Below are 22,673 nucleotides of genomic sequence, written 5' to 3'. Positions count from 1 at the left end.
TATGGCGCTTACAAAAGCTGAAATGTCAGAATATCTGTTTGATAAGCTTGGGCTTAGCAAACGGGATGCCAAAGAGCTGGTAGAGCTGTTTTTCGAAGAGATCCGTCGTGCTCTGGAAAATGGTGAGCAGGTAAAACTCTCCGGCTTTGGCAATTTTGATTTGCGAGACAAAAACCAACGTCCGGGCCGTAACCCGAAGACGGGGGAAGATATTCCCATTACAGCCCGCCGCGTGGTGACCTTCAGACCCGGACAGAAGTTAAAAAGCCGTGTCGAAAACGCAACGCCCAAAACAGAGTAATATGAACTAACTAAAAAGGCCGCTCTCGCGGCCTTTTTTCTTTGCTCTCGCTGGCAAACCCGCCGTAAAATCAATTACATCTCACGCTAATAAAACCGTACACATGCTTGATTTTGCCCATCGCCAACAGCGTTCCGATCGACGCCGCCTGCTTTTGCTGGTGCTGCTGCTTTTTGTTGCCGCCGGTTTCAGCCTGTGTGCCGGCGACCAGTGGCTAAGCCCGGCACGCTGGTTTGGTCCTGAAGGGCAGCTTTTCGTCTGGCAAATTCGTCTGCCGCGCACGCTGGCGGTGATCCTGGTCGGTGCCGCGCTGGCGCTCTCAGGCACCATTATGCAGGCGTTGTTTGAAAACCCTCTGGCAGAGCCGGGGCTGCTCGGTGTCTCAAATGGCGCCGGTGTAGGGCTGATTGCCGCGGTGATGCTCGGCGGTGGGGCGCTTTCCCCCCTGGGGCGTTAGCCTAAGCGCCATTCTCGGGGCATTGCTGATCACCCTCATTCTTCTGCGCTTCGCACGACGCCATTTATCAACCAGTCGGCTGCTGCTTGCCGGGGTTGCGTTGGGGATCATCTGCAGCGCGTTGATGACCTGGGCGGTCTACTTCTCCACCTCGTTCGATCTGCGTCAGCTGATGTACTGGATGATGGGCGGGTTTGGCGGCGTAGACTGGCGGCAGGGCTGGCTGATGGTGCTGCTGGTCCCGGTCATACTGTGGGCGGGCATGCAGTCGCAGCCGCTGAATATTCTCGCTCTTGGTGAAACCTCAGCCCGCCAGCTCGGGATGCCGATTGGCGTCTGGCGCAACGCGCTGGTGATTGCAATCGGCTGGCTGGTGGGAGTGAGCGTGGCGCTGGCGGGGGCGATTGGCTTTATCGGGCTGGTTATCCCGCACATGCTGCGTCTGTGTGGCACCACCGACCATCGAATCTTACTTCCCGCCTCGGCAGTGGCCGGTGCGGCAACGCTGCTGGTGGCGGATATCATCGCCAGGCTCGCCCTGAACGCCGCTGAGTTGCCCATCGGTGTGGTCACCGCCACGCTGGGCGCGCCGGTGTTTATCTGGCTACTATTAAAAGCTGGACGTTAAATCGATAACCTGAGGAAATGCTATGCAGTCTGATATTCTGAATACCGAAGTGACCACCATCGACGGGGACAAAACCACCCTGGAACGCTACAAAGGCAACGTGTTGCTCATTGTGAACGTGGCCTCCAAATGTGGTCTGACGCCGCAGTACGAGCAGCTGGAGAACATTCAGAAAGCCTGGGAGAAAGACGGCTTTATCGTGCTGGGCTTCCCGTGCAATCAGTTCCTGGGTCAGGAGCCGGGCAGCGAAGAGGAGATCAAAACGTTTTGCAGCACCACCTATGGCGTGACGTTCCCGATGTTCAGCAAAATTGATGTGAATGGCGAAAATCGTCACCCGCTGTACGCCAAACTGGTGGCCGCCGCGCCGACCGCCGTGGCACCGGAAGGCAGTGGCTTTTACGAGCGTATGGCCAGCAAAGGGCGAGCACCGCTCTATCCGGACGACATCCTGTGGAATTTCGAAAAATTCCTGATTGGTCGTGACGGCCAGGTCGTTCAGCGTTTTTCTCCGGATATGACGCCTGAAGATCCTATCGTCATGGAGTCAATCAAGCTGGCGCTGGCGAAATAATGACGCAGCTGATGCAGCTCACGGACGTTGCCGAGACGGGGCGTCTGGAGCCGGTGACGGCGGCCATCCGTGCAGGTGAAATCCTGCATCTGGTGGGGCCGAACGGGGCAGGGAAGAGTACGCTGCTGGCGCGCATGGCGGGGCTGACAGTCGGGCCAGGCTCGATCACCTTGCTCGATAGCCCCCTGAGTGACTGGTCGGCGGTCGCGCTGGCGCACCGGCGGAGCTACCTTGTTCAGCAGCAGGTCCCGCCGTTTGCGATGCCGGTCTGGCACTATCTGATGCTGCATCTGCACGATAAACAGCAGACCGCGCTGCTCACCGAAGTGGCGGCGGCGTTGGGGTTAGAGGACAAACTTTCCCGGCATGCCAGCCAGCTTTCCGGTGGCGAGTGGCAGCGCGTCCGTCTGGCGGCGGTGATCCTTCAGATCCATCCGGCGGGCAACCCTCACGGGCGACTGTTGTTGCTGGACGAGCCGATGAGTGGTCTGGACGTGGCGCAACAGGCGGCGCTGGACACGCTCCTCAGCGCGCTGTGTCGACAAGGCATTGCCGTGGTGATGAGCAGCCATGACCTGAACCATACGCTGCGCCATGCGCACAGCGTCTGGCTTCTGGCGCGCGGGAAGATGATTGCCAGCGGCACGCGTGATAGCGTCCTTACGCCGCCAAATCTCGCTCGTGCTTACCATATGCCGTTCCGCAGGCTGGATATCGAAGGGCATAAGATGCTGATTTCTACCGCACACGAGTAACCGTTTCTTGCCTGTTAGCGCCATTGCACGCTAAATTACGAAAAGAATAAAAAAAGCAGAGGATTCGTCTGGACATGCGATTCTGGTTTCTCATGGTGGCAGCGTTATTTCTTGCGGGATGCAGTAGCCATCGCGCACCGCCGCCTAACCCACGACTTTCAGATTCAATCACCGTGATTGCCAGCCTGAACGATCAGCTGAGCAACTGGCGCGGGACACCGTATCGCTACGGTGGCATGAGTCGCGGTGGGGTGGATTGCTCCGGCTTCGTGCTGATGACGTTCCGGGATAAGTTTGATTTGCAGCTTCCACGCGAAACGCGCAAACAGGCTGAAATCGGTACCGAAATTGATAAAGATGAGTTGTTACCCGGCGACCTGGTTTTTTTCAAAACCGGCTCGGGTGAAAGTGGTCTGCATGTTGGCATTTATGATACGGATAACCAGTTTATTCATGCCTCGACCAGTCGTGGGGTGATGCGTTCTTCCCTCGATAATGTTTACTGGCGTAAAAATTTCTGGCAGGCACGACGTATTTAGTCCGCCACCGACCACGCATTTCTGACGGCATGGCACAATTAAACCATGCCGTTTTTTTGCAAATAAGATGATTAAAGTTAAATTTACAACAAATTACTTATGTCCTTATGTGTCTGTTTTATCTAAAACTGGCTATTACGCAGCAACCAGGATAAGATTATTTTAGATTCAGGGATAAATCTGAAAATTAATACGGATCTAATGAAATTAAACTTATTAAAATCAAGACAGTGGAATTGTGTCAGCAATTGCTCCAGGATGTCCTCTCTCATCTTTAATGCGGGGCGAGTGCAATGATTATTACGTTAGATAATGCCTACCAGTCTGAGCTGTTGCTCCAGCCTGCCCGCAATAATGCCGGTGAGCTTAAAGGATTAGAGGTGACGGTTAACTTTACTGGCGTCGGCAGCGTTGTACGGATCCCCACTGAACTCGTTATCCCACGTCTGACGCCGGCAGAAGAGTTAGCGCTGTTTCAAGAAAAACTGCAATTGCTTGATACCTGCAAACTGTTTTTTATTCAGCATCAGTTAATTGCATGGATCAATATTACACCTGTAATAGTTGAGTTTTTATTAAGTAATGGGAACGCTGTTTCAATACTTGAGCGTTATCCGTTTCTTGAGTTTACTGTTAATGAGAATTATCCAGGTTTAAATAACGGAAAAGACGATCCTGAACTGGCGAGAATGGCGATTCATTTTCCGCTAGTGCTGGCAAACTTTGGTGCCGGTGAAGCCTCGCTTAAAGCCGTTTATGATGGTTTGTTTAAACGTGTCATTCTGGACAAAGGGTTTATCCAGCAGCACGCGGCAGCGCTTTCTTTTGAGCCCTTTATGCGCGCTATTCTGTGGCAAATAACGTCACATTGTCAGTCTGTGCTCGTCGCCGGTATTGACGATCATGCCCTGTTGCAGCGCGTTTTATCCTTCAATTTTGGTGCCATGCAGGGGGCGCTGTGGCCTGCCGTAACTGCAGAGCGCGTCACCACGCTGGTTCAGTGATAACCCTTTCTTTCGCCCGTGTTTAAGTCCGGGTAAACCCTCTACACTAAAAGCAGGAGGACTTATGACCCTGTCTTTTACTGCGCACTGGCATGACGAGTTGCCGGGTTTTTATACCGCACTCAAACCAACACCATTACATCATTCCCGTCTTGTCTGGCATAACGATTCGCTGGCGAACGACCTGGCTATCCCACCGGAAATGTTCCAGCCTTCAGACGGCGCGGGCGTCTGGGGAGGGGAAACGCTGCTCGATGGCATGCAGCCCCTCGCTCAGGTCTATAGCGGACACCAGTTTGGCGTCTGGGCGGGACAGCTGGGGGACGGCCGTGGGATCCTGCTCGGCGAACAACAGCTCCCCGGCGGAGAGACGGTCGACTGGCACCTGAAAGGGGCGGGTCTCACACCCTATTCACGCATGGGCGACGGGCGCGCGGTACTGCGCTCAACCATCCGTGAAAGTCTGGCGTCGGAAGCGATGCATGCGCTGGGTATTCCCACCACGCGCGCGCTGACGATAGTGACCAGTGACACCCCGGTGGTCCGCGAAACGGTAGAAAAAGGCGCGATGCTGATGCGCATTGCGCAAAGCCATCTGCGTTTCGGCCATTTTGAACACTTTTATTATCGCCGCGAGCCGGAAAACGTACGCCAGCTTGCCGATTACGCCATCCGACGGCACTGGCCGCAGTTACAGGACGAGGCCGACAAATACCACCTCTGGTTCCGGGATGTGGTTGCCCGCACGGCAATCATGATTGCCCGCTGGCAGTCCGTAGGCTTTGCTCATGGCGTGATGAACACCGACAACATGTCAATTCTGGGGCTGACCTTTGATTACGGTCCGTTTGGTTTTCTCGATGACTATCAGCCGGGGTATATCTGCAACCACTCGGACTATCAGGGGCGCTACAGCTTTGACAATCAGCCGGCGGTGGGGCTGTGGAATCTGCAGCGTCTGGCGCAATCCCTGTCGCCGTTTATCGACGTTGATGCCCTGAATGATGCGCTCGACGGCTATCAGGAGACATTGCTGCGCGAATACGGCACGCTGATGCGCAACAAGCTGGGGCTGATGACGCAGGAGAAGGGCGATAACACTATTCTGAATGGCTTGTTTGCGCTCATGGCGCGTGAGGGCAGCGACTATACCCGTACCTTCCGTATGCTCGGCCAGACAGAGCAGCATAGCGCTGCCTCACCGCTGCGCGATGAGTTTATCGACCGACAGGCGTTTGACGACTGGTTTGCCACTTACCGCGCGCGCCTGCAACAAGAGCAGGTGGATGACGCGACCCGGCAGGCGCAGATGAACGCGGCGAACCCGGCGATGGTCTTGCGCAACTGGCTGGCGCAGCGGGCGATTGAGCAGGCGGAGCAAGGTGAATATGCGGAATTACACCGGCTGCACGTAGCGTTGCGCACGCCGTTTGCCGACCGGGACGACGATTATGTCAGCCGCCCGCCTGACTGGGGCAAGCGGCTGGAGGTCAGCTGCTCAAGCTAATGTTATGGCCGGGAAGCACAGGCTTGCCTGGCCGATACGTCACTGGGCGACCCACCCGCCGTCCATATTCCATGCCGCGCCCCGCACGTGCACGGCGCTGTCGCTACATAAAAACAGCGCCAGTTCACCCAGCTGTTCTGGCGTAACAAACTCTCCTGATGGCTGTTTCTCCGCAAGCAACTGCTCGCGCGCCCGATCCGCAGGCACACCTTCTGCGATACGTTTGTCGATCTGCTGCTGAACCAGCGGCGTAAGTACCCATCCCGGGCAGATGGCGTTAGCAGTAATACCGGTGCGGGCAGTCTCCAGCGCCAGGGATTTTGTAAAACCGACCACCCCATGCTTGGCGGCGACATAGGCTGACTTCTCTTTTGACGCCACCAGCCCATGCACGGAGGCGATATTAATGATGCGTCCCCAGTTTTTCTCGCGCATTGCAGGCAGCGCCAGTCGGCTGGTGTGAAACACCGACGACAGGTTAATGGCAATAATGTCGTTCCATTTCTCCACCGGGAACGCCTCAACCGGGGCGACATGCTGTATGCCGGCATTATTGATAAGAATATCCACCCCGCCGAACTGCGTGTCGGCGTAGCGCATCATCGCATCGATTTGCAGGGCGTCACGCAGATCTGCATCGTGATAGCCCGGTTTTTTCCCCAGCCGGGCGATCTCTTCTCTTGCTGCGTCACTGTCGCCAAAACCGTTGAGGATCAGCTGCGCTCCGGCCTTTGCCAGTACGCGGGCGATGCCCAGACCAATACCGCTGGTCGAGCCGGTCACCAGCGCCGTTTTACCGTTCAGATTCATTTTATTCTCCTTACACAATGCCGGTGAGATAGAACACGGCAATGACAAAAAGCACCGCCAGACTTTTGATGATCGTGATGGCGAAAATACCGCCATAGGCCTGACGATGGCTAAGACCGGTGATGGCCAGCAGCGTAATCACCGCGCCGTTATGGGGGAGTGTATCCATGCCACCGCTGGCCATAGAAGCCACCCGGTGCAGGACCTCCAGCGGAATATTCGCGGCATGGGCGGCGGCGACAAAGCTGTCTGCCATGGCCGCCAGCGCAATGCTCATCCCACCTGAAGCCGAACCGGTGATCCCGGCGAGAACGGTCACGCTGATCGCTTCATTCAGTAACGGGTTCGGAATAGCCGCCAGCGCGTGGGATAAGACCAGAAAGCCGGGCAGGGCGGCGATAACTGCACCGAAACCATATTCCGAGGCGGTATTCATCGCCGCCAGGATCGCGCCGCTCACTGCCGTCCGGCTGCCTTCCGCCAGACGTCCCCGGATGTTGCGAAAGCCAAAGATCAGCACCAGCACGATACCGGAAATCAGCGCAGCTTCCACGGCCCAGATGGCGGTGATCTTGCTGACCTCGGTCACAATCGGCTTTGCCAGTCCGGGCAGGGTCAGCTCGTGGCTGGTGCCATACCAGCCGGGGATCCAGCGGGTAAACAGCAGGTTGAGGATCCCCACCACCAGCAGGGGGGAAATCGCAATCAGCGGATGGGGAAGGTTAATGTTGTCCGGCGTTTCCGGTTCGTTTTTCAGATCCGTGCCGTAACCTTCATTGTTATTTAGCGCTTTCCGCCGCTGGCGCTCCAGCCAGAGCAGGCCAAAGCAGATAATAAACAGCGAGCCAATCAGCCCCAGCCAGGGGGCAGCCCAGGCATTAGTGCCGAAGAAGCTGGTGGGGATAATATTCTGGATCTGCGGCGTGCCGGGCAGGGCGTCCATGGTGAACGAGAACGCCCCCAGCGCCACGGTCGCCGGGATCAGCCGTTTGGGGATCCCGCTCTGGCGAAACAGTTCGGCGGCGAAAGGATAAACGGCAAACGCCACCACAAAGAGCGACACGCCGCCGTAGGTTAACAGTGCGCAGACCAGCACAATCACCGGAATGGCGTGGCGGCGGCCAAGGATTTGAATCGCTGCGGCAACAATGGAGCGTGAGAAGCCGGAGAGTTCAATCAGCTTGCCAAACACGGCGCCCAGCAGGAACACCGGGAAGTAGAGCTTGACGAAGCCCACCATCTTTTCCATAAACAGGCCGGTAAACGTCGGGCCGACAGCGCCCGGGTCGGTTAACAGCACGGCACCCAGCGCCGCAATGGGCGCAAAAAGAATAACGCTATATCCGCGATAGGCCGCCAGCATCAGCAGCGCCAGCGCCGCCAGGGCAATTAACACACTCATTGCGACTCCTTACTGTTGTTATATTCGGGTATTCACGAGAGGTTTAACGCTCGACGGTCAGCGCAATGCCTTGCCCGCCGCCTATGCACAGAGTGACCAGCCCTTTTTTGGCGTCACGGCGCTGCATCTCATGCAGCAGCGTCACAAGGATCCGACAGCCGGATGCACCAATCGGATGGCCCAGCGCGATAGCGCCACCGTTAACGTTCACCTTGCGCGCATCCCAGCCAAGCAGGTTACCAACCGCCAGCGCCTGCGCGGCAAAAGCTTCGTTGGCTTCGATGAGATCCACCTCATCCAGCGTCCAGCCTGCCCGCGCCAGCGCGGTCTGGCAGGCGCTGACGGGGCCGATGCCCATTACGGACGGGTCAACCCCGGTAACGGCGTAGCTCACGATCCGGCCCAGCACCGGTAGTCCGCTCGCCCGCGCTTTTTCTTCGCTCATCAGCAACACCGCGGCGGCGCCATCGTTCAGGGTGGAGGCATTCCCCGCCGTGACCGTGCCGTCCTCCTGGCGAAACGCGGGGCGTAGTTGCGCAAGCTGTTCTGCGGTGGTTCCTGGCCGGGGTTGTTCGTCATGACGAATCACCAATGGCGGCTTCTTGCCCTGTTTCACCGTTACAGGGGTAATCTCGGCCTCAAAGCGAGCAGATTCGATGGCAGACGCCGCCTTTTGCTGTGACCCGGCGGCGAAGGCATCCTGCTGTTCGCGTGAAATGCCGTACTGCCGGGCGACGTTTTCCGCAGTGATCCCCATGTGGTAATCGTTAAACGCATCCCACAGGCCGTCGACGATCATGCTGTCCTGCAGGCCTGTGTGGCCAAAACGCAGCCCGGAACGGGCGCCATCCAGTAGGTAAGGGGCATTGCTCATGCTCTCCTGACCGCCCGCGATCACCACCTCTGCGTCTCCACAGCGGATAGCCTGTGCCGCAAGCTGTACCGCCTTCAGCCCCGCGCCGCAGACCAGATTGACCGTGGTGGCAGGGGTACTGACGGGCAGTCCGGCGGCGATAGCCGTCTGACGTGCCGGGTTTTGTCCGCAGCCTGCCGTCAGCACCTGCCCAAAAATCAGTTCGTCTGTGTCACCTGCCGAAAGCGAGCTCTCCTCAAGCAGGCGGCGCACCGCGACAGCACCAAGTTCAACGGCGGAAAGGGGAGAGAGCGAACCGCGAAAACTGCCAATCGGCGTTCGCGTTGCCCCGACTATCATGACGTTTTTCATGTTGAGTCCTCAGCTAAAGCGCATTTCGCGAACGTCGTCCGCCACGATGATTTTTCCGGCAGTTTTGCTGACGATCTCGTCAATGCCGACGCCGGGGGCGTATTCACGCAGAATGAACGCACCGTCTTTAATTTCCAGCAGGGCCAGGTCGGTTAACACCCGGCGGATGCAGCCCACGCCGGTGAGCGGTAGCGTGCAGCGCGACAGCAGTTTGGACTCACCGCTCTTCGACGCGTGGGTCATCACGACAATGATGTTCTGCGCCCCGGCGACAAGATCCATGGCGCCGCCCATGCCTTTCACCATCTTTCCGGGGATCATCCACGAGGCGATGTTGCCTTCCATGTCCACCTCAAACGCCCCGAGCACCGTGAGGTCGACGTGACCCCCCCGGATCATGGCGAAGGACTGGGCCGAGTCGAAAATGGCGGCACCGGTTCGCGCGGTGACGGTCTGCTTACCGGCGTTAATCATGTCGGCATCAAGGCTCTGCGCATCGGGAAATTCCCCCATCCCCAGCAGTCCGTTTTCTGACTGGAGCATCACGTCCATGCCGGCGGGGATGTAGTTCGCCACCAGCGTCGGGATACCGATCCCCAGGTTGACGTAGTAACCGTCGCGCAGCTCACGGGCGACGCGCATGGCCATCTGTTCGCGGGTTAACATGGTCAGACTCCCTCTGCGCGCAGCGTGCGCTGTTCAATGCGTTTCTCAAACTGGCCGACAATCAGCCTGTCGACATAAATTCCCGGGGTATGAATGGCGGACGGCGGCAGCTCACCCGGCGGGACAATCTCTTCCACCTCCACCACGGTTATCCGTCCTGCGGTGGCCATTAGCGGGTTGAAATTTTGCGCGGTGTGGCGGTAGATAACGTTGCCGTACCAGTCCGCTTTCCAGCCTTTGATCAGCGCAAAATCGCCTGTAATGGCCTCTTCAAGGATGTAGTGCTTACCGGCAAACTGACGTACCTCTTTCCCGGCGGCCACGGGCGTGCCATAGCCGGTGGCCGTGTAAAATGCCGGAATACCGGCCCCGCCCGCGCGCACCTTTTCGGCCAGCGTGCCCTGGGGCGTCAGCTCAACCTCCAGCTCGCCGCTCAGCACCTGCTGTTCGAACAGCGCGTTCTCGCCGACGTAAGACGCCACCACCTTCCGCACCTGGCGCGTCTCCAGCAGCAGCCCGAGCCCGAAACCATCCACGCCGCAGTTGTTCGATACCACCGTCAGGCCCTGCACCTGACGGCGTTTGACTTCCGCAATCAGATTTTCAGGAATACCGCACAGGCCAAAGCCGCCCGCCAGCAATGTCATCCCGTCCGCCAGCCCCTCCAGCGCCTGCGCATAGCTGCCGACGCGTTTATCCAGTCCTGCCATAGCCATCCCTCCTGTTGTCCGTGGCGGTATCATTGGGGGCGACGACTCTTTTGTTAATTTTGAATTTGTGACTCACTCATTTGGTTTTTTTATTAATTTTCTGTTAACTAAATTTTTTCAATTAGTTAACAGGATGAAAAATGAGAATGAGTGTCAAACAGTTACGCGCGTTTTTAGCGGTAGCTCACACTCTCAATTTTGCGCACGCCAGCGAACGGTTAAATCTTTCTCAGCCTGCCCTCAGCCTGACGATTAAAGGGCTGGAGGATGCGCTGGGGGGCCCGCTGCTGCAGCGAAGCACGCGTAAGGTCACCCTGACGCAGGAGGGCGAAACCTTTTTACCGATGGCGCGGCAGCTGCTGGCTGACTGGGATAACGTGGAAGAGGCAATGCACCAGTGCTTTACGTTGCAGCGCGGCAAAATCTCGGTCGCGGCCATGCCGTCGTTTGCGGCTAACGTCCTGCCGGAGGTGCTGAAAGCGTTTCGCGATCGCCATGCCGGGATCAACGTCACCGTGCATGATGTCATCAACGAACAGGTGATTGAGATGGTGCGGGAAGGGCGGGTCGAGATGGGGATCGCCTTTGAACCAGCGCCGACGCATAACCTGCTGTTTACGCCGCTGGGCCTCGACCGGTTTGTCGCCATTGTGCCGAAAGCGTCCCCCCTTGCGGTGAAAAAACGCCTTTCCTGGAATGAACTGCTGACGCTGGATTTCATTACCCTGCAGCGCCCCTCGGCGGTGCGCCTGATGATGGAAGAGGAGCTGGCCCGTAGCGGCCGCAAGCTGGAGGTGGCGCTGGAGAGCCATCAGCTGGTGACGGTAGGAAGGATGGTCGCCAGCGGGCTGGGCGGCAGTGCCGTACCGGCGCTGTGCGAGGCGCAGATGACATCGCTGGGTGCGGTCTGTATTCCGCTGGACAGCCCGCCGATAGAAAAATGTATCGGGGTGATCCATCCAGGGCACACGCAGCTCTCAAAAGCGGCGCATGCCTTGCTGGAAACCCTGAAAGATTTTTATCAGCCCGATCAGGGGGCGAGAAATACCTGAGGTGCAGCATGAGCCGGGTGTCGGCCAACCTGCACCTGCGCGCCGTACCAGCGCGTCAGCGTATCGGCCTGCAGAACCGCCTCCGGGGCCCCCTGAGCGACCATTTTGCCGTTATGTAACAGCAGGATCCGATCCGCCCACAGCGCCGCCAGATTGAGATCGTGCAGCACCACACAGACATGCAAATGCCCCCGACGGGTCAGGGAAGAGAGCAGGCGCAGCAGATGCTGCTGGTGGTAAAGATCCAGCGCGGACGTGGGTTCATCCAGAAACAGCCAGCCGCGCGGCGCACCGTCGCACCAGAGCTGTGCCAGCGCGCGGGCGAGTTGGACGCGTTGCTGCTCCCCGCCGGAGAGCGCCGCAAACTGCCTGCCCGCCAGCGGTAAACAGCCGGAGATAGCCATCACCTCCTCAATCACCGACGCCTCAGGGCGGCGCGTCCACGGCGCTCGCCCCATCCCGATCACCGCTTCTACCGGCCAGTCGAATCCGAGCTGGGTATTCTGGCGCATGACCGCCCGGTAGCGGGAGAGTCTGTCCGGCGGCCAGGCCGCAAGCGGCGTTCCTGCAAGACTGCACCGTCCGCTCGCGGGTTTGAGATAGCCGGTAAGCAGGCGTAACAAGGTCGATTTTCCGGCACCGTTGGGGCCAATCAACGCCACCAGTTCGCCCTGAGAGAGGGTCAGCGACACGTCGTCGATCAGCGTCCGTTGCCCGGCGTGAAAGACCATATTTTCCGCACAGTAGCGTTCAGCCATGCGCACCTCCGCGACGAAAGATAAGCCACAGGAACCACGGCGCACCGAGAAGACTGGTCAATAAACCGACCGGCATTTCCGCCGGGGCGACCAGGGTGCGTGCCAGCGTATCGGCAGCCAGCAACAGTAACGCACCGGCCAGCACCGAGCCGGGGATCACCGCCCGGTGGTCGGCCCCCAGCCACATGCGCACCAGGTGTGGCACCACAAGGCCAACAAAGCCGATGACGCCGCTGACGGCCACCGCGGCGGCCACCAGCAGGGCGCTGCACAGCAGCAGGAGCCGCTGTACAACGGCCACCTCCACCCCGAGGTAGTGCGCCTCTTCCTCGCCAAGCTGCAGCAAATTAAGTGCGCCAGCCAGGCGCCAGATAACCAGCACGGTGGGAACCATCAGCGAACAGACGGCCAGCAGCGTTGACCACTGGGCCTGGCCGAGGCTGCCCATGCCCCAGAGTGAGAGCTGGCGAAGCTGGGCATCATTACTGAGCCATGACAGCACGCCGACGGCCGCCCCGCACAGGGCATTGATGGCAATCCCCACCAGCAGCAGTCGCGACAGGGAACTGTCACGCTGCCGGCTGAGCAGGAAAATGACGAATGTGGCGGCCAGCGCGCCGAGAAACGCCGCCAGCATCGGGGCGTACAGCATCACCAGCGCGGGCAGCGAGAGCGGAATAACCACCCACAGCGCGACGGCGAGTGCTGCGCCGCTGCTGATCCCCAGCAGGCCCGGATCGGCCAGCGGGTTACGAAACAGTCCCTGCATCACACAGCCCGCCAGCGCCAGTGAGCCGCCGATTGCCAGCGCCAGCAGCACGCGGGGCAGGCGGATTGTCAGCCAGATCTGACGCAGCGCGTCGTCGCTGCCGCTCCACAGCAGGCTGACCGGCAGGCGCAACGCGCCCACACCGCTGGCCGCCAGCGTCATGACGGCCAGCAGCGCGGCCAGCAACCACAATGCCAGTACGGCGCGTCGGGACATCAGGGCAATTGCTCCGCTTTACGGCGTAACTGCTGGATGGCCTGTGGCGTTCGCACGCTAAAGCCCAACAGCGCCATATCGTCGATGGCCAGCATCTGCCGGTGACGTCCCGCTGGAGTTTGCGCCAGACCGGGTAGTTGCCATACCGCATCCGCCCCACCCAGAGCGTTCACGCCATCCTGCGAGATCACCACCAGGTCGGGCTGACTGGCGATAACGCCTTCCTGAGACAGCGGCTGATAGCGAGTGAAGCCCTGCATCGCGTTCTGCAGACCTGCCGCACGAATGGCAGCATCCGCTGCGGTTTGTTGCCCGGCGGCCATCGCGGTCATCCCGCCGTGGTTGAGAATAAACAGCACCCGTTTATTGAGCGGTGACACGGGAAGCGCCGACAGCGCCTGACGCAGCGAGTTGCGCAGGGTTTTCCCTTCTGCCTCGCGGTGTGTCGCCTCAGCGATAACCCGAACCTTTTCATCGATAACGTTGAGGTCATTGCCTGCCGGAACGGTGATCACCCTGACGTGACTTTGCTCTACCTGTTTTAACGCCAGAGACGGCTGTGCCTGTGCACTGGCCAGCACCAGCGTGGGGCGCATGGACAAAATGCCTTCGGCATTCAGCTGGCGCAGATAGCCCACGTCCGGCAGCGTGTTCGCCGCCTGTGGCCATTGGCTGGTGCTGTCGCGTGCCACCAGCGAAGATGCCGCGTTGAGCGCATAGACAATCTCGGTGACGTCGCCGCCGAGCGCGACGATTTTCTCCTGCGGCGCAGCAAATGCCAGCAGCGGCAGGGCGCTGATCAGGGCAAGCCATTTTTTCATGCGGCCAGCCCTTTTGCCGTTAAGGCGTCGATCTGGCTGCGCCACTGACTCTGCTCGGGTTCGCCTTCGCTCCGCTGGCCGTACAGCTGGGCAATCTGCGTGCCGTCGGCGGCAAACAGCTCCAGGCTGGTGACATGCCCGTCAGACGTCGGTTTGCGCGTGACCCAGGATTCTGCGATGGCGCCTTCCAGCAGATGGAGGGTGAAAGCCGGGTTGAAGATGTTCAGCCAGCCCTTCATCGGCATCAGTTTTTCCACCACGCCGGTGAAGATCTGCACGCAGCCGCGGTTGCCGACGAAAATCATAATTTCGTTCCCGTCCTGGCGTGCCGTTTCCAGCAGCTGGGCCAGTGCGGTGTTGTCGACCCTGCAGGCCAGATCGTCGCCCACCAGGCGAAACGCCTGCTGGCGGCTGAGGTTGTGACGCTTGAGCAGGCTGAAGAACTGATGCACGTCGGTCATGGCACGCCACTCTGTGTCCACGAGCGAGGCGTCCGGGTTTTCAGCGTGAGCCGGGACATCGGCCGTTTTCAACGCCAGCGGCGGATTCCCGGCAAAGATAAAGCGGGTGAGCAGATCGCCCCAGGCGGTGAGGTCGGTGTTATCCGTGGCGTAAACCTTCAGCAGGGCGTCGCCCAGGTGGTCGAAGAACTGAATGCTCTGCCGCTCGCCGTGGGCGGTGGCCTCGCTGATATGAAATACGCTCGCCCACTGGTTAAGGAACAGGCGCAGATCCAGCGCGCGCGGGTTGAGGATCAGCCCGGCGTGGCCGCTCAGGTGTTGATGGGTAAAGGCGCCGACCTGCTCGTGAACGGCGTAGTCGTTGCGGCAGATGCATTTGGTTTCGCCCACCGCTTCCAGCGCGGCCAGGATCTCGCGGACGTCACCGCGCAGGCGCCAGGCGTCATGGCCCACACGGGCGAAGGTCAGCTCGGCTTCGCTGATGTTCATTAAACCTGCAATGTCGCGCGCGTACTTACCCGGATTTTCTTCTTTTAGCTCAAGCCAGCGTGTGTAGTGATTCATTGTCTTTTCCTCTCAAAGCATTGCCCCGGACAGCCGGGGCGGGGATTACCATTGATAACTGACGAAAATCTTCCCGTTTCGGCCATCCTGCGGAATGCCCTGTGGCGACCAGTATTGTTTGTCGAAGGCGTTGCCCAGCACCAGCGTCGTGGTGACGCCTTTAAGCTGTGCCTGGCCGGTGTAGCTCACGTAGAAATCATTAACCGCGTAGCCGGGTTGCTCGCTGTAGCTGCTGCTGATGTGGGTTGAGCGATCGACAAAGGTGCCGATCCAGCCGACGGAGAAGCCGCTTTGTGCCAGCGGAATATCCAGCTTGCTGGTGACGGTATCCGGGTTGATGCTGGAAATATACTCGCCCGTGTCGGTATCTTTTCCGCGCGTGCGGTTATAGGCGAGGTCGAGGTTGAACAGGTCGGCGGAGTATTTCGCCATCACGTCCCAGCCCCAGATTTTGGCGTTCGGGACGTTATATGACATGGTGGTCGCCGCCGCAAAATTGACGGTGGTGGAGATGTAGTCTTTGGCGTTGGTATCGAAATAGCTGGCTTTAAACTCCAGCGCATCGTTGGCCAGCATCACATCATCAAAGCGCAGACCAAAACCATACTCCTGCGTTTCGTTGGTTTCCGGGCGCAGATTGGGGTTGGGCACCCAGTAGTTGGTATAGAAGCGGCCAATGGAGAAGTGTTTGCCGTCGTTATACATTTCGCCCATGGTTGGCGCGCGGAACGCCTGCGCGTAAGAGCCGAACAGCATCAGCCAGTCGGTCGGGCTGACGGTTAACCCGGCACGGGAGGACCACTTATCGGCATCCACATCCTTGTAGCCGTCGCTGCTGCCGCGGTAGTTGTCGTAGCGCGTGCCGCCAAGAAGGGTCACGGGGAGGTCGCGCAGGGTGATTTCATCCTGCAGCCAGCCGGAGCTGAAATCGATTTGTGCCTGCGGGAAGCCCGTTGTTGCCCCGCCCGGGCGTTGCTCCTGACGATAATACTCACCGCCGTAGGTCAGCAGATGTGAGGCAAAGGAATCGCTGAACAGGCGGGTGCGGTTCTCCACTTTGCCGCCTTTGGTGGTCTGTTTGCGAAACTCACCGCTGCCGTCGATGTTCTGGGCGTTGATACGTGCTTCGGACCAGTAAATTTTCGCGTCGGCGTTCAGCCAGTCGTTACCCTGTGGAGCAAGGTGATAGCCGAGCTGCGCGTCACGCTGGATGGTGGAGCGGTCGGTCAGCGGGTTACTGCTGCTGTCTGCTGTACTGGTTTGCGGGTTTTTCGGCTCCTGTGCAGCGTTATTGTAATAGCGCAGGGAGCCGCTCAGGCTCTGGGCCGCGTCGATTTTCCAGCTACCCTTCGCCAGCATGTTCTGAATGGATTCGTCGTTCGGGGCGGTGGTGCCGTCACTCTGGCGCAGATCGCCACGATCCCGGCTCGACCAGGAGAGCAGCCCGTCCAGGGTATCGGTGCGGCCATAGGCGCTGGCCCCCATGCCGATGCTGTGATCGCCCGTCGCACCGGTAGCGAACACCCGATAGCCGCTGTTTTTACCCGGCTCAAGCAGATCTTTGGCATCGACGGTGTCATAGGCAATCACACCGCCCAGCGCGCCGCTGCCGTACAGCAGGGCCGACGGACCGCGCACCACTTCGATACGTTTAATCAGCGCCGGATCGAGGAACGTGCTGTTCAGGTGGCCGGTGTCGGTTCCCTGGCGCACGCCGTCAACCAGTACCAGCACGCCGCGACGGTCATAACCGCGCAGGTTAACGTCCTGGCCGTTGGTACGTCCGGTGCCATCGAGCGTTAGGCCGGGGACGTTACGCAGCAGGTCGGCTGCCGAGCTGGCAGTTTGTTTATCCGGTGTGCTGGCGTCAATCACGCTTACCATCATGGGGGCTTCGAAGGCGCTACGGGCGTTACCCGTGGCGGTCACGGTCATTTCATCTGTGGTAGCAAACGCGACGCCCGGCAGGGTGCTGACAATCGCCAGCGCCAGAAGTGACGGACGTAAAGGCGCGGAAGGCAGGTGTGGCATAGCAACTCTCCATTAAGAATTGAAAGCGCTGGCTGCCTGGGGTTCACCTGGGTGGCTGGCGGAGTTTTTGTGTTGTTTATTTTGTGAGGATCAATTTTCCGGCATGGGTCTGGCGCAGCAGGTAGCGTTGACCGTCATGCTCGATAATGACCCGTCCCTCATCGCCCAGCAGGGTTTTGCTGTCAATGCGACGCTCGGCGGGGGCGGATACTGTGTCTGTTTTTGGCGGCGTTGCCGCAGTGTTATCCGTACGTGACATAATGTTTATAAATAACAATCAATGTAACAATGATAATCATTATCAATAAACTGCAAATTCGCGGCAAGCGTTTTTGTGAAAAAAGGGTGAGAGGATCAAATTTGTGGGTGAAGTGCGGTCAGATGCCCTCACCCCGACCCTCTCCCACAGGGAGAGGGAGAAGGGCACGGATCGTAGGTCGGGTAAGCGCAGCGCCACCCGACAATAACATCAGAAGCGCGAATCTACCGCCGACGCCAGCTTCTCCAGCAGCAGTTCGCTGTCTTCCCAGCTCAGGCACGGGTCGGTGATCGACTGGCCGTAAACCAGCGGCTGGACCCGACACGATTTTCTGCGTGCCTTCGCGGATAAAGCTTTCGGCCATAATGCCCGCAATGGCGCTTGAACCGCTGCGGATCTGCTGGCAGATCTCATCGCAGACATCCAGCTGGCGACGGTGCTGTTTCTGACAGTTACCGTGGCTGAAGTCCACCACCAGATGTTCCGGCAGATCGAACTCGGCCAGCGTTTCACAGGCCGCGGCGATATCCCCGGCGTGATAGTTCGGTTTCTTGCCGCCGCGCATAATGATATGCCCGTACGGGTTGCCGCTGGTCTGGTAGATGGTCATCTGACCGCTCTTATCCGGCGAGAGGAACATGTGGCTGGCACGCGCAGCGCGGATCGCATCGACCGCAATCCGGGTGTTGCCATCGGTTCCGTTTTTAAACCCGACCGGGCAGGAGAGGGCAGAGGCCATTTCACGGTGGATCTGGCTCTCGGTGGTCCGCGCGCCAATCGCGCCCCAGCTGATCAGATCGGCGATAAACTGGCCGGTCACCATATCGAGAAACTCGGTGGCCGTGGGAACGCCCAGCTCATTCACCTGCAAAAGCAGCTTACGTGCCAGCTCAATCCCATGGTTAACGCGATAGCTGCCGTTGAGATCGGGGTCTGAAATTAATCCTTTCCAGCCCACCACGGTACGGGGTTTTTCAAAGTAGGTCCGCATCACGATCTCAAGGCGATGCTGGTGTTGTTCCCGCAGCCCCTGTAGCCGTTTTGCATAATCCATCGCCGCGTCCAGGTCATGGATCGAGCAGGGGCCAATTACCACCAGAAGACGTTTGTCTTCACCATTAAGAATTTTTTCAATGCGTCGGCGCGAGGCCGTAACATGCTCCGCAACGCCTGCGGAAAGTGGATGCCGCTGTGCCAGTTCAGCCGGTGTAACCAGGCTGTCAATGCGCGCTGTGCGGAGTTCGTCGGTTTTATTCATGGAATGTCTCAGAAATTTTTTGCTTCATCGGCAGACTACCGGGAAGTGATGGGCATCACCTTAAACCAATCCCTGCTGATTTCAAGTTCGGGGCGGCTCCGCCCCGAGGATGTGGTGGATGATACCTGAATCTGAGCTAATGTACTAGCATATTAGTACATGCGGCGATTAAGACCCATGATGTCGAGAATTTTGGTGGCGATCTCTTCGACCGAATAGTTGGTGCTGTTCAGCCAAGGGATCTGGTTTTTGCGGTACAGCGCTTCCACTTCGGAGACTTCCATTCGACACTGGCGCATGGAGGCGTAGCGGCTGTTCTCGCGGCGCTCTTCGCGGATGGCGGCAAGGCGCTCCGGATTAATGGTCAGCCCGAACAGCTTGTGCTGCAGCGGCTTCAGGGCGGCAGGCAGCACCAGATTGTCCATATCATCGGCAATGAACGGGTAGTTGGCGGCACGAATACCAAACTGCATCGCCAGGTAGAGGCTGGTAGGGGTTTTGCCGCAGCGCGAGACGCCCAGCAAAATGACCTGCGCCTGGTCGAGGTTTCGCAGCGAGATGCCGTCGTCATGCGCCAGGGTGTAGTCAATGGCGGCGATACGCGCATCGTATTTGGTCAGGTTGCCAGGGTTCAGCCCGTGGGTTCGGTGGGCGATGGGGGTCGGGTCGAGCTTCAGTTCGCTCTGCAGCGGGGCCACCAGCGCCTGCACGATATCCTGACAAAAGCCTTCGCTTTGCAGAATGATGTTGCGAATTTCCGGGATCACGATGGAGTAGAACACCAGCGGGCGCACGCCCGTCTGCTGGTAAATGGCATCAATCTGGTCCTTGACCGCGCGCGCGCGGCTCTCATTTTCCACAAACGGCAGCGTGATGCTGTTAATCGAAACGGGGAACTGTGACATCACCGCATGCCCCAGCACCTCGGCGGTAATCGCCGTACCATCAGAAATATAAAAAACGTGGCGATCGACAGCATTATCCATTTTATCCACCCTGAATATCGGACCTAATTGTCTGAAAGCATAAATTAAAAAAGTTAATTGCACAGCAAAGAAGTTATCTGAATTTAAAATGAAATGGTGTTTTTGATTTTCCTGAAAAGTGGATTTCATTTTTCAAATAGCGACGTCATTTTTGTGGTTTTTGGCTGAATATATAGGAATCATCGGCTTATCCGGTGGAGGGAAAGTATCCGAAAAGTTGAAAATTTAAATTGCTTACACGATTCACCGTTTTTTTAGCGTAAATAAATATGCCAGTATAAATACGTAGTCAGGTGTTTCTTACTCCGATCAAATATCACAAAAGGATTGTTTCGATGTCCAACAATGGCTCGTCACCGCTGGTGCTTTGGTATAACCAACTCGGCATGAATGATGTAGACAGAGTTGGGGGCAAAAATGCCTCCCTGGGTGAAATGATTACAAATCTGTCCGGTATGGGTGTCTCCGTACCAAACGGGTTTGCCACGACCGCCGATGCGTTTAACCTGTTTTTAGACCAGAGCGGTGTAAACCAGCGCATTTACGACCTGCTGGATAAAACGGATATTGATGACGTTACCGAGCTTGCTAAAGCCGGGGCGCAGATCCGCCAGTGGATTATCGACACACCTTTCCAGCCGGAACTGGAAAAAGCCATTCACGATGCGTACAACCAGCTCTCCGCTGATGATGCGCAGGCCTCTTTCGCCGTGCGCTCCTCTGCAACCGCAGAAGACATGCCGGATGCCTCGTTCGCCGGACAACAGGAAACTTTCCTGAACGTTCAGGGGTATGACGCGGTACTGGTGGCGGTGAAACACGTGTTCGCCTCCCTGTTTAACGATCGCGCTATCTCCTATCGCGTGCATCAGGGCTATGACCATCGCGGCGTCGCGCTCTCTGCAGGCGTACAGCGTATGGTGCGTTCCGACGTGGGCTCTTCCGGTGTGATGTTCTCCATTGATACCGAGTCCGGCTTCGACCAGGTGGTATTCATCACCTCCGCGTGGGGCCTGGGTGAGATGGTGGTGCAGGGGGCCGTGAACCCTGACGAATTCTACGTCCACAAACCGACGCTTGCCGCCAACCGTCCGGCGGTGGTTCGTCGCACCATGGGCTCGAAAAAAATCCGCATGATCTATGCCCCGACCCAGGAGCATGGCAAGCAGGTGAAGATTGAAGATGTACCGCAGGAGCTGCGCGACCGCTTCTCCCTGACCGACGCCGAAGTGCAGGAGCTGGCGAAGCAGGCGGTGCAGATTGAAAAACACTACGGCCGTCCGATGGACATCGAATGGGCCAAAGACGGTCACACCGGCAAGCTGTTCATCGTCCAGGCGCGCCCGGAAACGGTGCGTTCCCGCGGCCAGGTGATGGAGCGTTATACCCTCCACGCGCAGGGCAAAATCGTGGCGGAAGGCCGCGCGATTGGTCACCGCATTGGTGCCGGTCCGGTGAAAGTGATCCACGATATCAGCGAGATGAACCGCATTGAACCGGGCGACGTGCTGGTAACCGACATGACCGACCCGGACTGGGAACCGATCATGAAGAAAGCCGCGGCTATCGTCACCAACCGTGGCGGACGTACCTGTCACGCGGCGATCATCGCCCGCGAGCTGGGGATCCCGGCGGTTGTCGGCTGCGGTGACGCAACCGAACGCATGAAGGACGGACAGAACGTGACCGTCTCCTGTGCCGAAGGGGATACCGGCTACGTGTATGCTGACATCCTTGACTTCAGCGTGAAAAGCTCCAGCGTCGATACCATGCCGGACCTGCCGCTGAAGATCATGATGAACGTCGGTAACCCGGACCGCGCGTTTGACTTCGCCTGCCTGCCGAACGAAGGCGTGGGCCTGGCGCGTCTGGAATTCATCATCAACCGTATGATTGGCGTTCACCCGCGCGCGCTGCTGGAATTTGACGACCAGGACGCAAAGCTGCAGAACGAAATCCGCGAGATGATGAAAGGCTACGACTCGCCGAAAGAGTTTTATGTTGGCCGTCTGACCGAAGGGATCGCGACGCTCGGTGCGGCGTTTTATCCGAAGCGCGTGATCGTGCGTCTGTCGGACTTTAAGTCTAACGAATACGCCAACCTGGTGGGCGGCGAGCGTTACGAGCCGGAAGAAGAGAACCCGATGCTGGGCTTCCGTGGGGCCGGGCGTTATGTCTCCGACAGCTTCCGCGACTGCTTCGCGCTGGAGTGTGAAGCGGTAAAACGCGTGCGCAACGACATGGGACTGACTAACGTTGAGATCATGATCCCGTTCGTACGTACCGTGGACCAGGCGAAAGCGGTGGTGGACGAGCTGGCGCGTCAGGGGCTGAAGCGCGGCGAAAATGGGCTGAAGATCATCATGATGTGTGAGATCCCGTCCAACGCCCTGCTGGCAGAGCAGTTCCTGGAGCACTTCGACGGCTTCTCTATCGGTTCGAACGACATGACGCAGCTGACGCTGGGTCTGGACCGTGACTCCGGCGTGGTCTCTGAGCTGTTCGACGAACGCAACGAGGCGGTGAAAGCCCTGCTGTCGATGTCCATCCGTGCGGCGAAGAAACAGGGTAAATACGTCGGGATTTGTGGCCAGGGCCCTTCTGACCATGAAGACTTCGCGGCCTGGCTGATGGAAGAGGGGATCGACAGTCTTTCCCTCAACCCGGACACCGTGGTGCAAACCTGGCTGAGCCTGGCTGAACTGAACAAGTAACGTCTTCCGTATCTGAAAAGGCGAGGGAAATAATCCTCGCCTTTTTTATTTCCGCTTATATTTGCTCCCCATCACAAATAAAGTAAAAAACCAAATATCATAATTTGTCTGTTAATTTAGACAATTGTTAGCACACAAAGGGTTGCTAATACTTGAGCCTTACCGCGCAAATCAACACGATTTTGCGCAACTGGTTGAAATACGTT

Annotated in this window: 20 protein-coding genes and 2 pseudogenes; 9 read left to right on the top strand and 13 right to left on the bottom strand. The window is 58.2% G+C overall.

Annotation, left to right across the window (positions count from 1 at the left end):
- Position 1: 1 nt before the first annotated feature.
- The 7 genes and pseudogenes from ihfA (at position 2) to selO (ending at position 5,765) form a co-directional block, all read left to right on the top strand.
- Positions 2-301: an integration host factor subunit alpha gene (ihfA, locus tag ECL_RS11825; protein WP_013097001.1), complete on the top strand. Its 300-nt coding sequence runs from the start codon at positions 2-4 to the stop codon at positions 299-301.
- A gap of 103 nt (positions 302-404) precedes the next feature.
- Positions 405-1,386: pseudogene (gene btuC, locus ECL_RS11820) on the top strand (vitamin B12 ABC transporter permease BtuC).
- A 22-nt stretch (positions 1,387-1,408) separates the two neighbouring features.
- Positions 1,409-1,960, top strand: a complete 552-nt coding sequence (locus ECL_RS11815; RefSeq protein ID WP_013096998.1) for a glutathione peroxidase — start codon at positions 1,409-1,411, stop codon at positions 1,958-1,960.
- A complete protein-coding gene (gene btuD, locus ECL_RS11810) occupies positions 1,960-2,715 on the top strand; it encodes a vitamin B12 ABC transporter ATP-binding protein BtuD (RefSeq protein WP_013096997.1) in 756 nt (251 codons plus the stop codon). Before ECL_RS11815 ends, btuD begins: the two co-directional genes overlap by 1 nt.
- A gap of 74 nt (positions 2,716-2,789) precedes the next feature.
- Positions 2,790-3,254 (top strand): C40 family peptidase, encoded by a 465-nt coding sequence (locus ECL_RS11805; RefSeq protein WP_023620702.1) that lies wholly within the window; start codon positions 2,790-2,792, stop codon positions 3,252-3,254.
- A gap of 293 nt (positions 3,255-3,547) precedes the next feature.
- Positions 3,548-4,258 carry an EAL domain-containing protein gene (locus ECL_RS11800; protein ID WP_013096995.1) on the top strand — a complete coding sequence of 237 codons (711 nt, stop codon included), beginning with the start codon at positions 3,548-3,550 and terminating at the stop codon, positions 4,256-4,258.
- Positions 4,259-4,322: 64 nt separating this feature from the next.
- Positions 4,323-5,765 carry a protein adenylyltransferase SelO gene (gene selO / locus ECL_RS11795; RefSeq protein ID WP_013096994.1) on the top strand — a complete coding sequence of 481 codons (1,443 nt, stop codon included), beginning with the start codon at positions 4,323-4,325 and terminating at the stop codon, positions 5,763-5,765.
- A 39-nt stretch (positions 5,766-5,804) separates the two neighbouring features.
- Here selO and ECL_RS11790 read toward each other — a convergent pair whose 3' ends face one another.
- From ECL_RS11790 to ECL_RS11770, 5 genes are read right to left on the bottom strand one after another with little or no spacing between them, the layout of a single operon-like run.
- The gene (locus ECL_RS11790) at positions 5,805-6,575 is read right to left on the bottom strand and encodes a 3-hydroxybutyrate dehydrogenase (protein WP_013096993.1); all 771 of its coding nucleotides are present in this window, start codon (positions 6,573-6,575) and stop codon (positions 5,805-5,807) included.
- A gap of 10 nt (positions 6,576-6,585) precedes the next feature.
- Positions 6,586-7,977: a GntP family permease gene (locus ECL_RS11785; protein WP_013096992.1), complete on the bottom strand. Its 1,392-nt coding sequence runs from the start codon at positions 7,975-7,977 to the stop codon at positions 6,586-6,588.
- A gap of 43 nt (positions 7,978-8,020) precedes the next feature.
- Positions 8,021-9,202 carry an acetyl-CoA C-acetyltransferase gene (locus ECL_RS11780; protein WP_013096991.1) on the bottom strand — a complete coding sequence of 394 codons (1,182 nt, stop codon included), beginning with the start codon at positions 9,200-9,202 and terminating at the stop codon, positions 8,021-8,023.
- 9 nt (positions 9,203-9,211) lie between these two features.
- Positions 9,212-9,868, bottom strand: a complete 657-nt coding sequence (locus tag ECL_RS11775; RefSeq protein ID WP_013096990.1) for a 3-oxoacid CoA-transferase subunit B — start codon at positions 9,866-9,868, stop codon at positions 9,212-9,214.
- A 2-nt stretch (positions 9,869-9,870) separates the two neighbouring features.
- On the bottom strand, positions 9,871-10,578 hold the full coding sequence (locus ECL_RS11770) for a CoA transferase subunit A (RefSeq protein WP_013096989.1): 708 nt from the start codon (positions 10,576-10,578) through the stop codon (positions 9,871-9,873).
- A 140-nt stretch (positions 10,579-10,718) separates the two neighbouring features.
- Between ECL_RS11770 and ECL_RS11765 the strand changes: the two genes are divergently transcribed.
- The gene (locus tag ECL_RS11765; protein ID WP_013096988.1) at positions 10,719-11,630 is read left to right on the top strand and encodes a LysR family transcriptional regulator; all 912 of its coding nucleotides are present in this window, start codon (positions 10,719-10,721) and stop codon (positions 11,628-11,630) included.
- Here ECL_RS11765 and ECL_RS11760 read toward each other — a convergent pair.
- From ECL_RS11760 to ppsR, 8 genes and pseudogenes are all read right to left on the bottom strand, one after another.
- On the bottom strand, positions 11,609-12,388 hold the full coding sequence (locus tag ECL_RS11760; RefSeq protein WP_013096987.1) for a heme ABC transporter ATP-binding protein: 780 nt from the start codon (positions 12,386-12,388) through the stop codon (positions 11,609-11,611). The genes ECL_RS11765 and ECL_RS11760 overlap by 22 nt on opposite strands.
- A complete protein-coding gene (locus ECL_RS11755; RefSeq protein ID WP_013096986.1) occupies positions 12,381-13,373 on the bottom strand; it encodes a FecCD family ABC transporter permease in 993 nt (330 codons plus the stop codon). The genes ECL_RS11760 and ECL_RS11755 overlap by 8 nt, the downstream gene beginning before the upstream one ends.
- Positions 13,373-14,194 (bottom strand): heme/hemin ABC transporter substrate-binding protein, encoded by an 822-nt coding sequence (locus ECL_RS11750; protein WP_013096985.1) that lies wholly within the window; start codon positions 14,192-14,194, stop codon positions 13,373-13,375. Before ECL_RS11750 ends, ECL_RS11755 begins: the two co-directional genes overlap by 1 nt.
- A complete protein-coding gene (gene chuS / locus ECL_RS11745) occupies positions 14,191-15,219 on the bottom strand; it encodes a hematinate-forming heme oxygenase ChuS (protein WP_013096984.1) in 1,029 nt (342 codons plus the stop codon). Before chuS ends, ECL_RS11750 begins: the two co-directional genes overlap by 4 nt.
- A gap of 45 nt (positions 15,220-15,264) precedes the next feature.
- On the bottom strand, positions 15,265-17,250 hold the full coding sequence (locus ECL_RS11740; protein ID WP_013096983.1) for a TonB-dependent hemoglobin/transferrin/lactoferrin family receptor: 1,986 nt from the start codon (positions 17,248-17,250) through the stop codon (positions 15,265-15,267).
- Positions 17,251-17,326: 76 nt separating this feature from the next.
- Complete coding sequence (gene hemP, locus ECL_RS11735; protein WP_013096982.1) at positions 17,327-17,509, bottom strand: hemin uptake protein HemP; 183 nt, start codon at positions 17,507-17,509, stop codon at positions 17,327-17,329.
- Between the two features lie 210 nt (positions 17,510-17,719).
- Positions 17,720-18,767: pseudogene (aroH, locus tag ECL_RS11730) on the bottom strand (3-deoxy-7-phosphoheptulonate synthase AroH).
- A gap of 152 nt (positions 18,768-18,919) precedes the next feature.
- The gene (ppsR, locus tag ECL_RS11725) at positions 18,920-19,753 is read right to left on the bottom strand and encodes a posphoenolpyruvate synthetase regulatory kinase/phosphorylase PpsR (RefSeq protein WP_023620693.1); all 834 of its coding nucleotides are present in this window, start codon (positions 19,751-19,753) and stop codon (positions 18,920-18,922) included.
- Positions 19,754-20,088: 335 nt separating this feature from the next.
- Between ppsR and ppsA the strand changes: the two genes are divergently transcribed.
- Positions 20,089-22,467 carry a phosphoenolpyruvate synthase gene (gene ppsA, locus ECL_RS11720; protein WP_013096979.1) on the top strand — a complete coding sequence of 793 codons (2,379 nt, stop codon included), beginning with the start codon at positions 20,089-20,091 and terminating at the stop codon, positions 22,465-22,467.
- Positions 22,468-22,673: the final 206 nt, after the last annotated feature.

It is taken from the genome of Enterobacter cloacae subsp. cloacae ATCC 13047, from assembly GCF_000025565.1.
Classification (GTDB): Bacteria; Pseudomonadota; Gammaproteobacteria; order Enterobacterales; family Enterobacteriaceae; genus Enterobacter; species Enterobacter cloacae.
The sequence above is the reverse complement of the archived record's forward strand: the minus strand, read 5'-3'. Positions and strand labels throughout refer to the sequence as shown.

Bases quoted from the DNA above. Each gene is read 5' to 3' on its own strand.
- ihfA (WP_013097001.1), top strand. From the start codon at position 2: ATGGCGCTTACAAAAGCTGAAATGTCAGAATATCTGTTTGATAAGCTT.
- ECL_RS11815 (WP_013096998.1), top strand. From the start codon at position 1,409: ATGCAGTCTGATATTCTGAATACCGAAGTGACCACCATCGACGGGGAC.
- btuD (WP_013096997.1), top strand. From the start codon at position 1,960: ATGACGCAGCTGATGCAGCTCACGGACGTTGCCGAGACGGGGCGTCTG.
- ECL_RS11805 (WP_023620702.1), top strand. From the start codon at position 2,790: ATGCGATTCTGGTTTCTCATGGTGGCAGCGTTATTTCTTGCGGGATGC.
- ECL_RS11800 (WP_013096995.1), top strand. From the start codon at position 3,548: ATGATTATTACGTTAGATAATGCCTACCAGTCTGAGCTGTTGCTCCAG.
- selO (WP_013096994.1), top strand. From the start codon at position 4,323: ATGACCCTGTCTTTTACTGCGCACTGGCATGACGAGTTGCCGGGTTTT.
- ECL_RS11790 (WP_013096993.1), bottom strand. From the start codon at position 6,575: ATGAATCTGAACGGTAAAACGGCGCTGGTGACCGGCTCGACCAGCGGT.
- ECL_RS11785 (WP_013096992.1), bottom strand. From the start codon at position 7,977: ATGAGTGTGTTAATTGCCCTGGCGGCGCTGGCGCTGCTGATGCTGGCG.
- ECL_RS11780 (WP_013096991.1), bottom strand. From the start codon at position 9,202: ATGAAAAACGTCATGATAGTCGGGGCAACGCGAACGCCGATTGGCAGT.
- ECL_RS11775 (WP_013096990.1), bottom strand. From the start codon at position 9,868: ATGTTAACCCGCGAACAGATGGCCATGCGCGTCGCCCGTGAGCTGCGC.
- ECL_RS11770 (WP_013096989.1), bottom strand. From the start codon at position 10,578: ATGGCAGGACTGGATAAACGCGTCGGCAGCTATGCGCAGGCGCTGGAG.
- ECL_RS11765 (WP_013096988.1), top strand. From the start codon at position 10,719: ATGAGAATGAGTGTCAAACAGTTACGCGCGTTTTTAGCGGTAGCTCAC.
- ECL_RS11760 (WP_013096987.1), bottom strand. From the start codon at position 12,388: ATGGCTGAACGCTACTGTGCGGAAAATATGGTCTTTCACGCCGGGCAA.
- ECL_RS11755 (WP_013096986.1), bottom strand. From the start codon at position 13,373: ATGTCCCGACGCGCCGTACTGGCATTGTGGTTGCTGGCCGCGCTGCTG.
- ECL_RS11750 (WP_013096985.1), bottom strand. From the start codon at position 14,194: ATGAAAAAATGGCTTGCCCTGATCAGCGCCCTGCCGCTGCTGGCATTT.
- chuS (WP_013096984.1), bottom strand. From the start codon at position 15,219: ATGAATCACTACACACGCTGGCTTGAGCTAAAAGAAGAAAATCCGGGT.
- ECL_RS11740 (WP_013096983.1), bottom strand. From the start codon at position 17,250: ATGCCACACCTGCCTTCCGCGCCTTTACGTCCGTCACTTCTGGCGCTG.
- hemP (WP_013096982.1), bottom strand. From the start codon at position 17,509: ATGTCACGTACGGATAACACTGCGGCAACGCCGCCAAAAACAGACACA.
- ppsR (WP_023620693.1), bottom strand. From the start codon at position 19,753: ATGGATAATGCTGTCGATCGCCACGTTTTTTATATTTCTGATGGTACG.
- ppsA (WP_013096979.1), top strand. From the start codon at position 20,089: ATGTCCAACAATGGCTCGTCACCGCTGGTGCTTTGGTATAACCAACTC.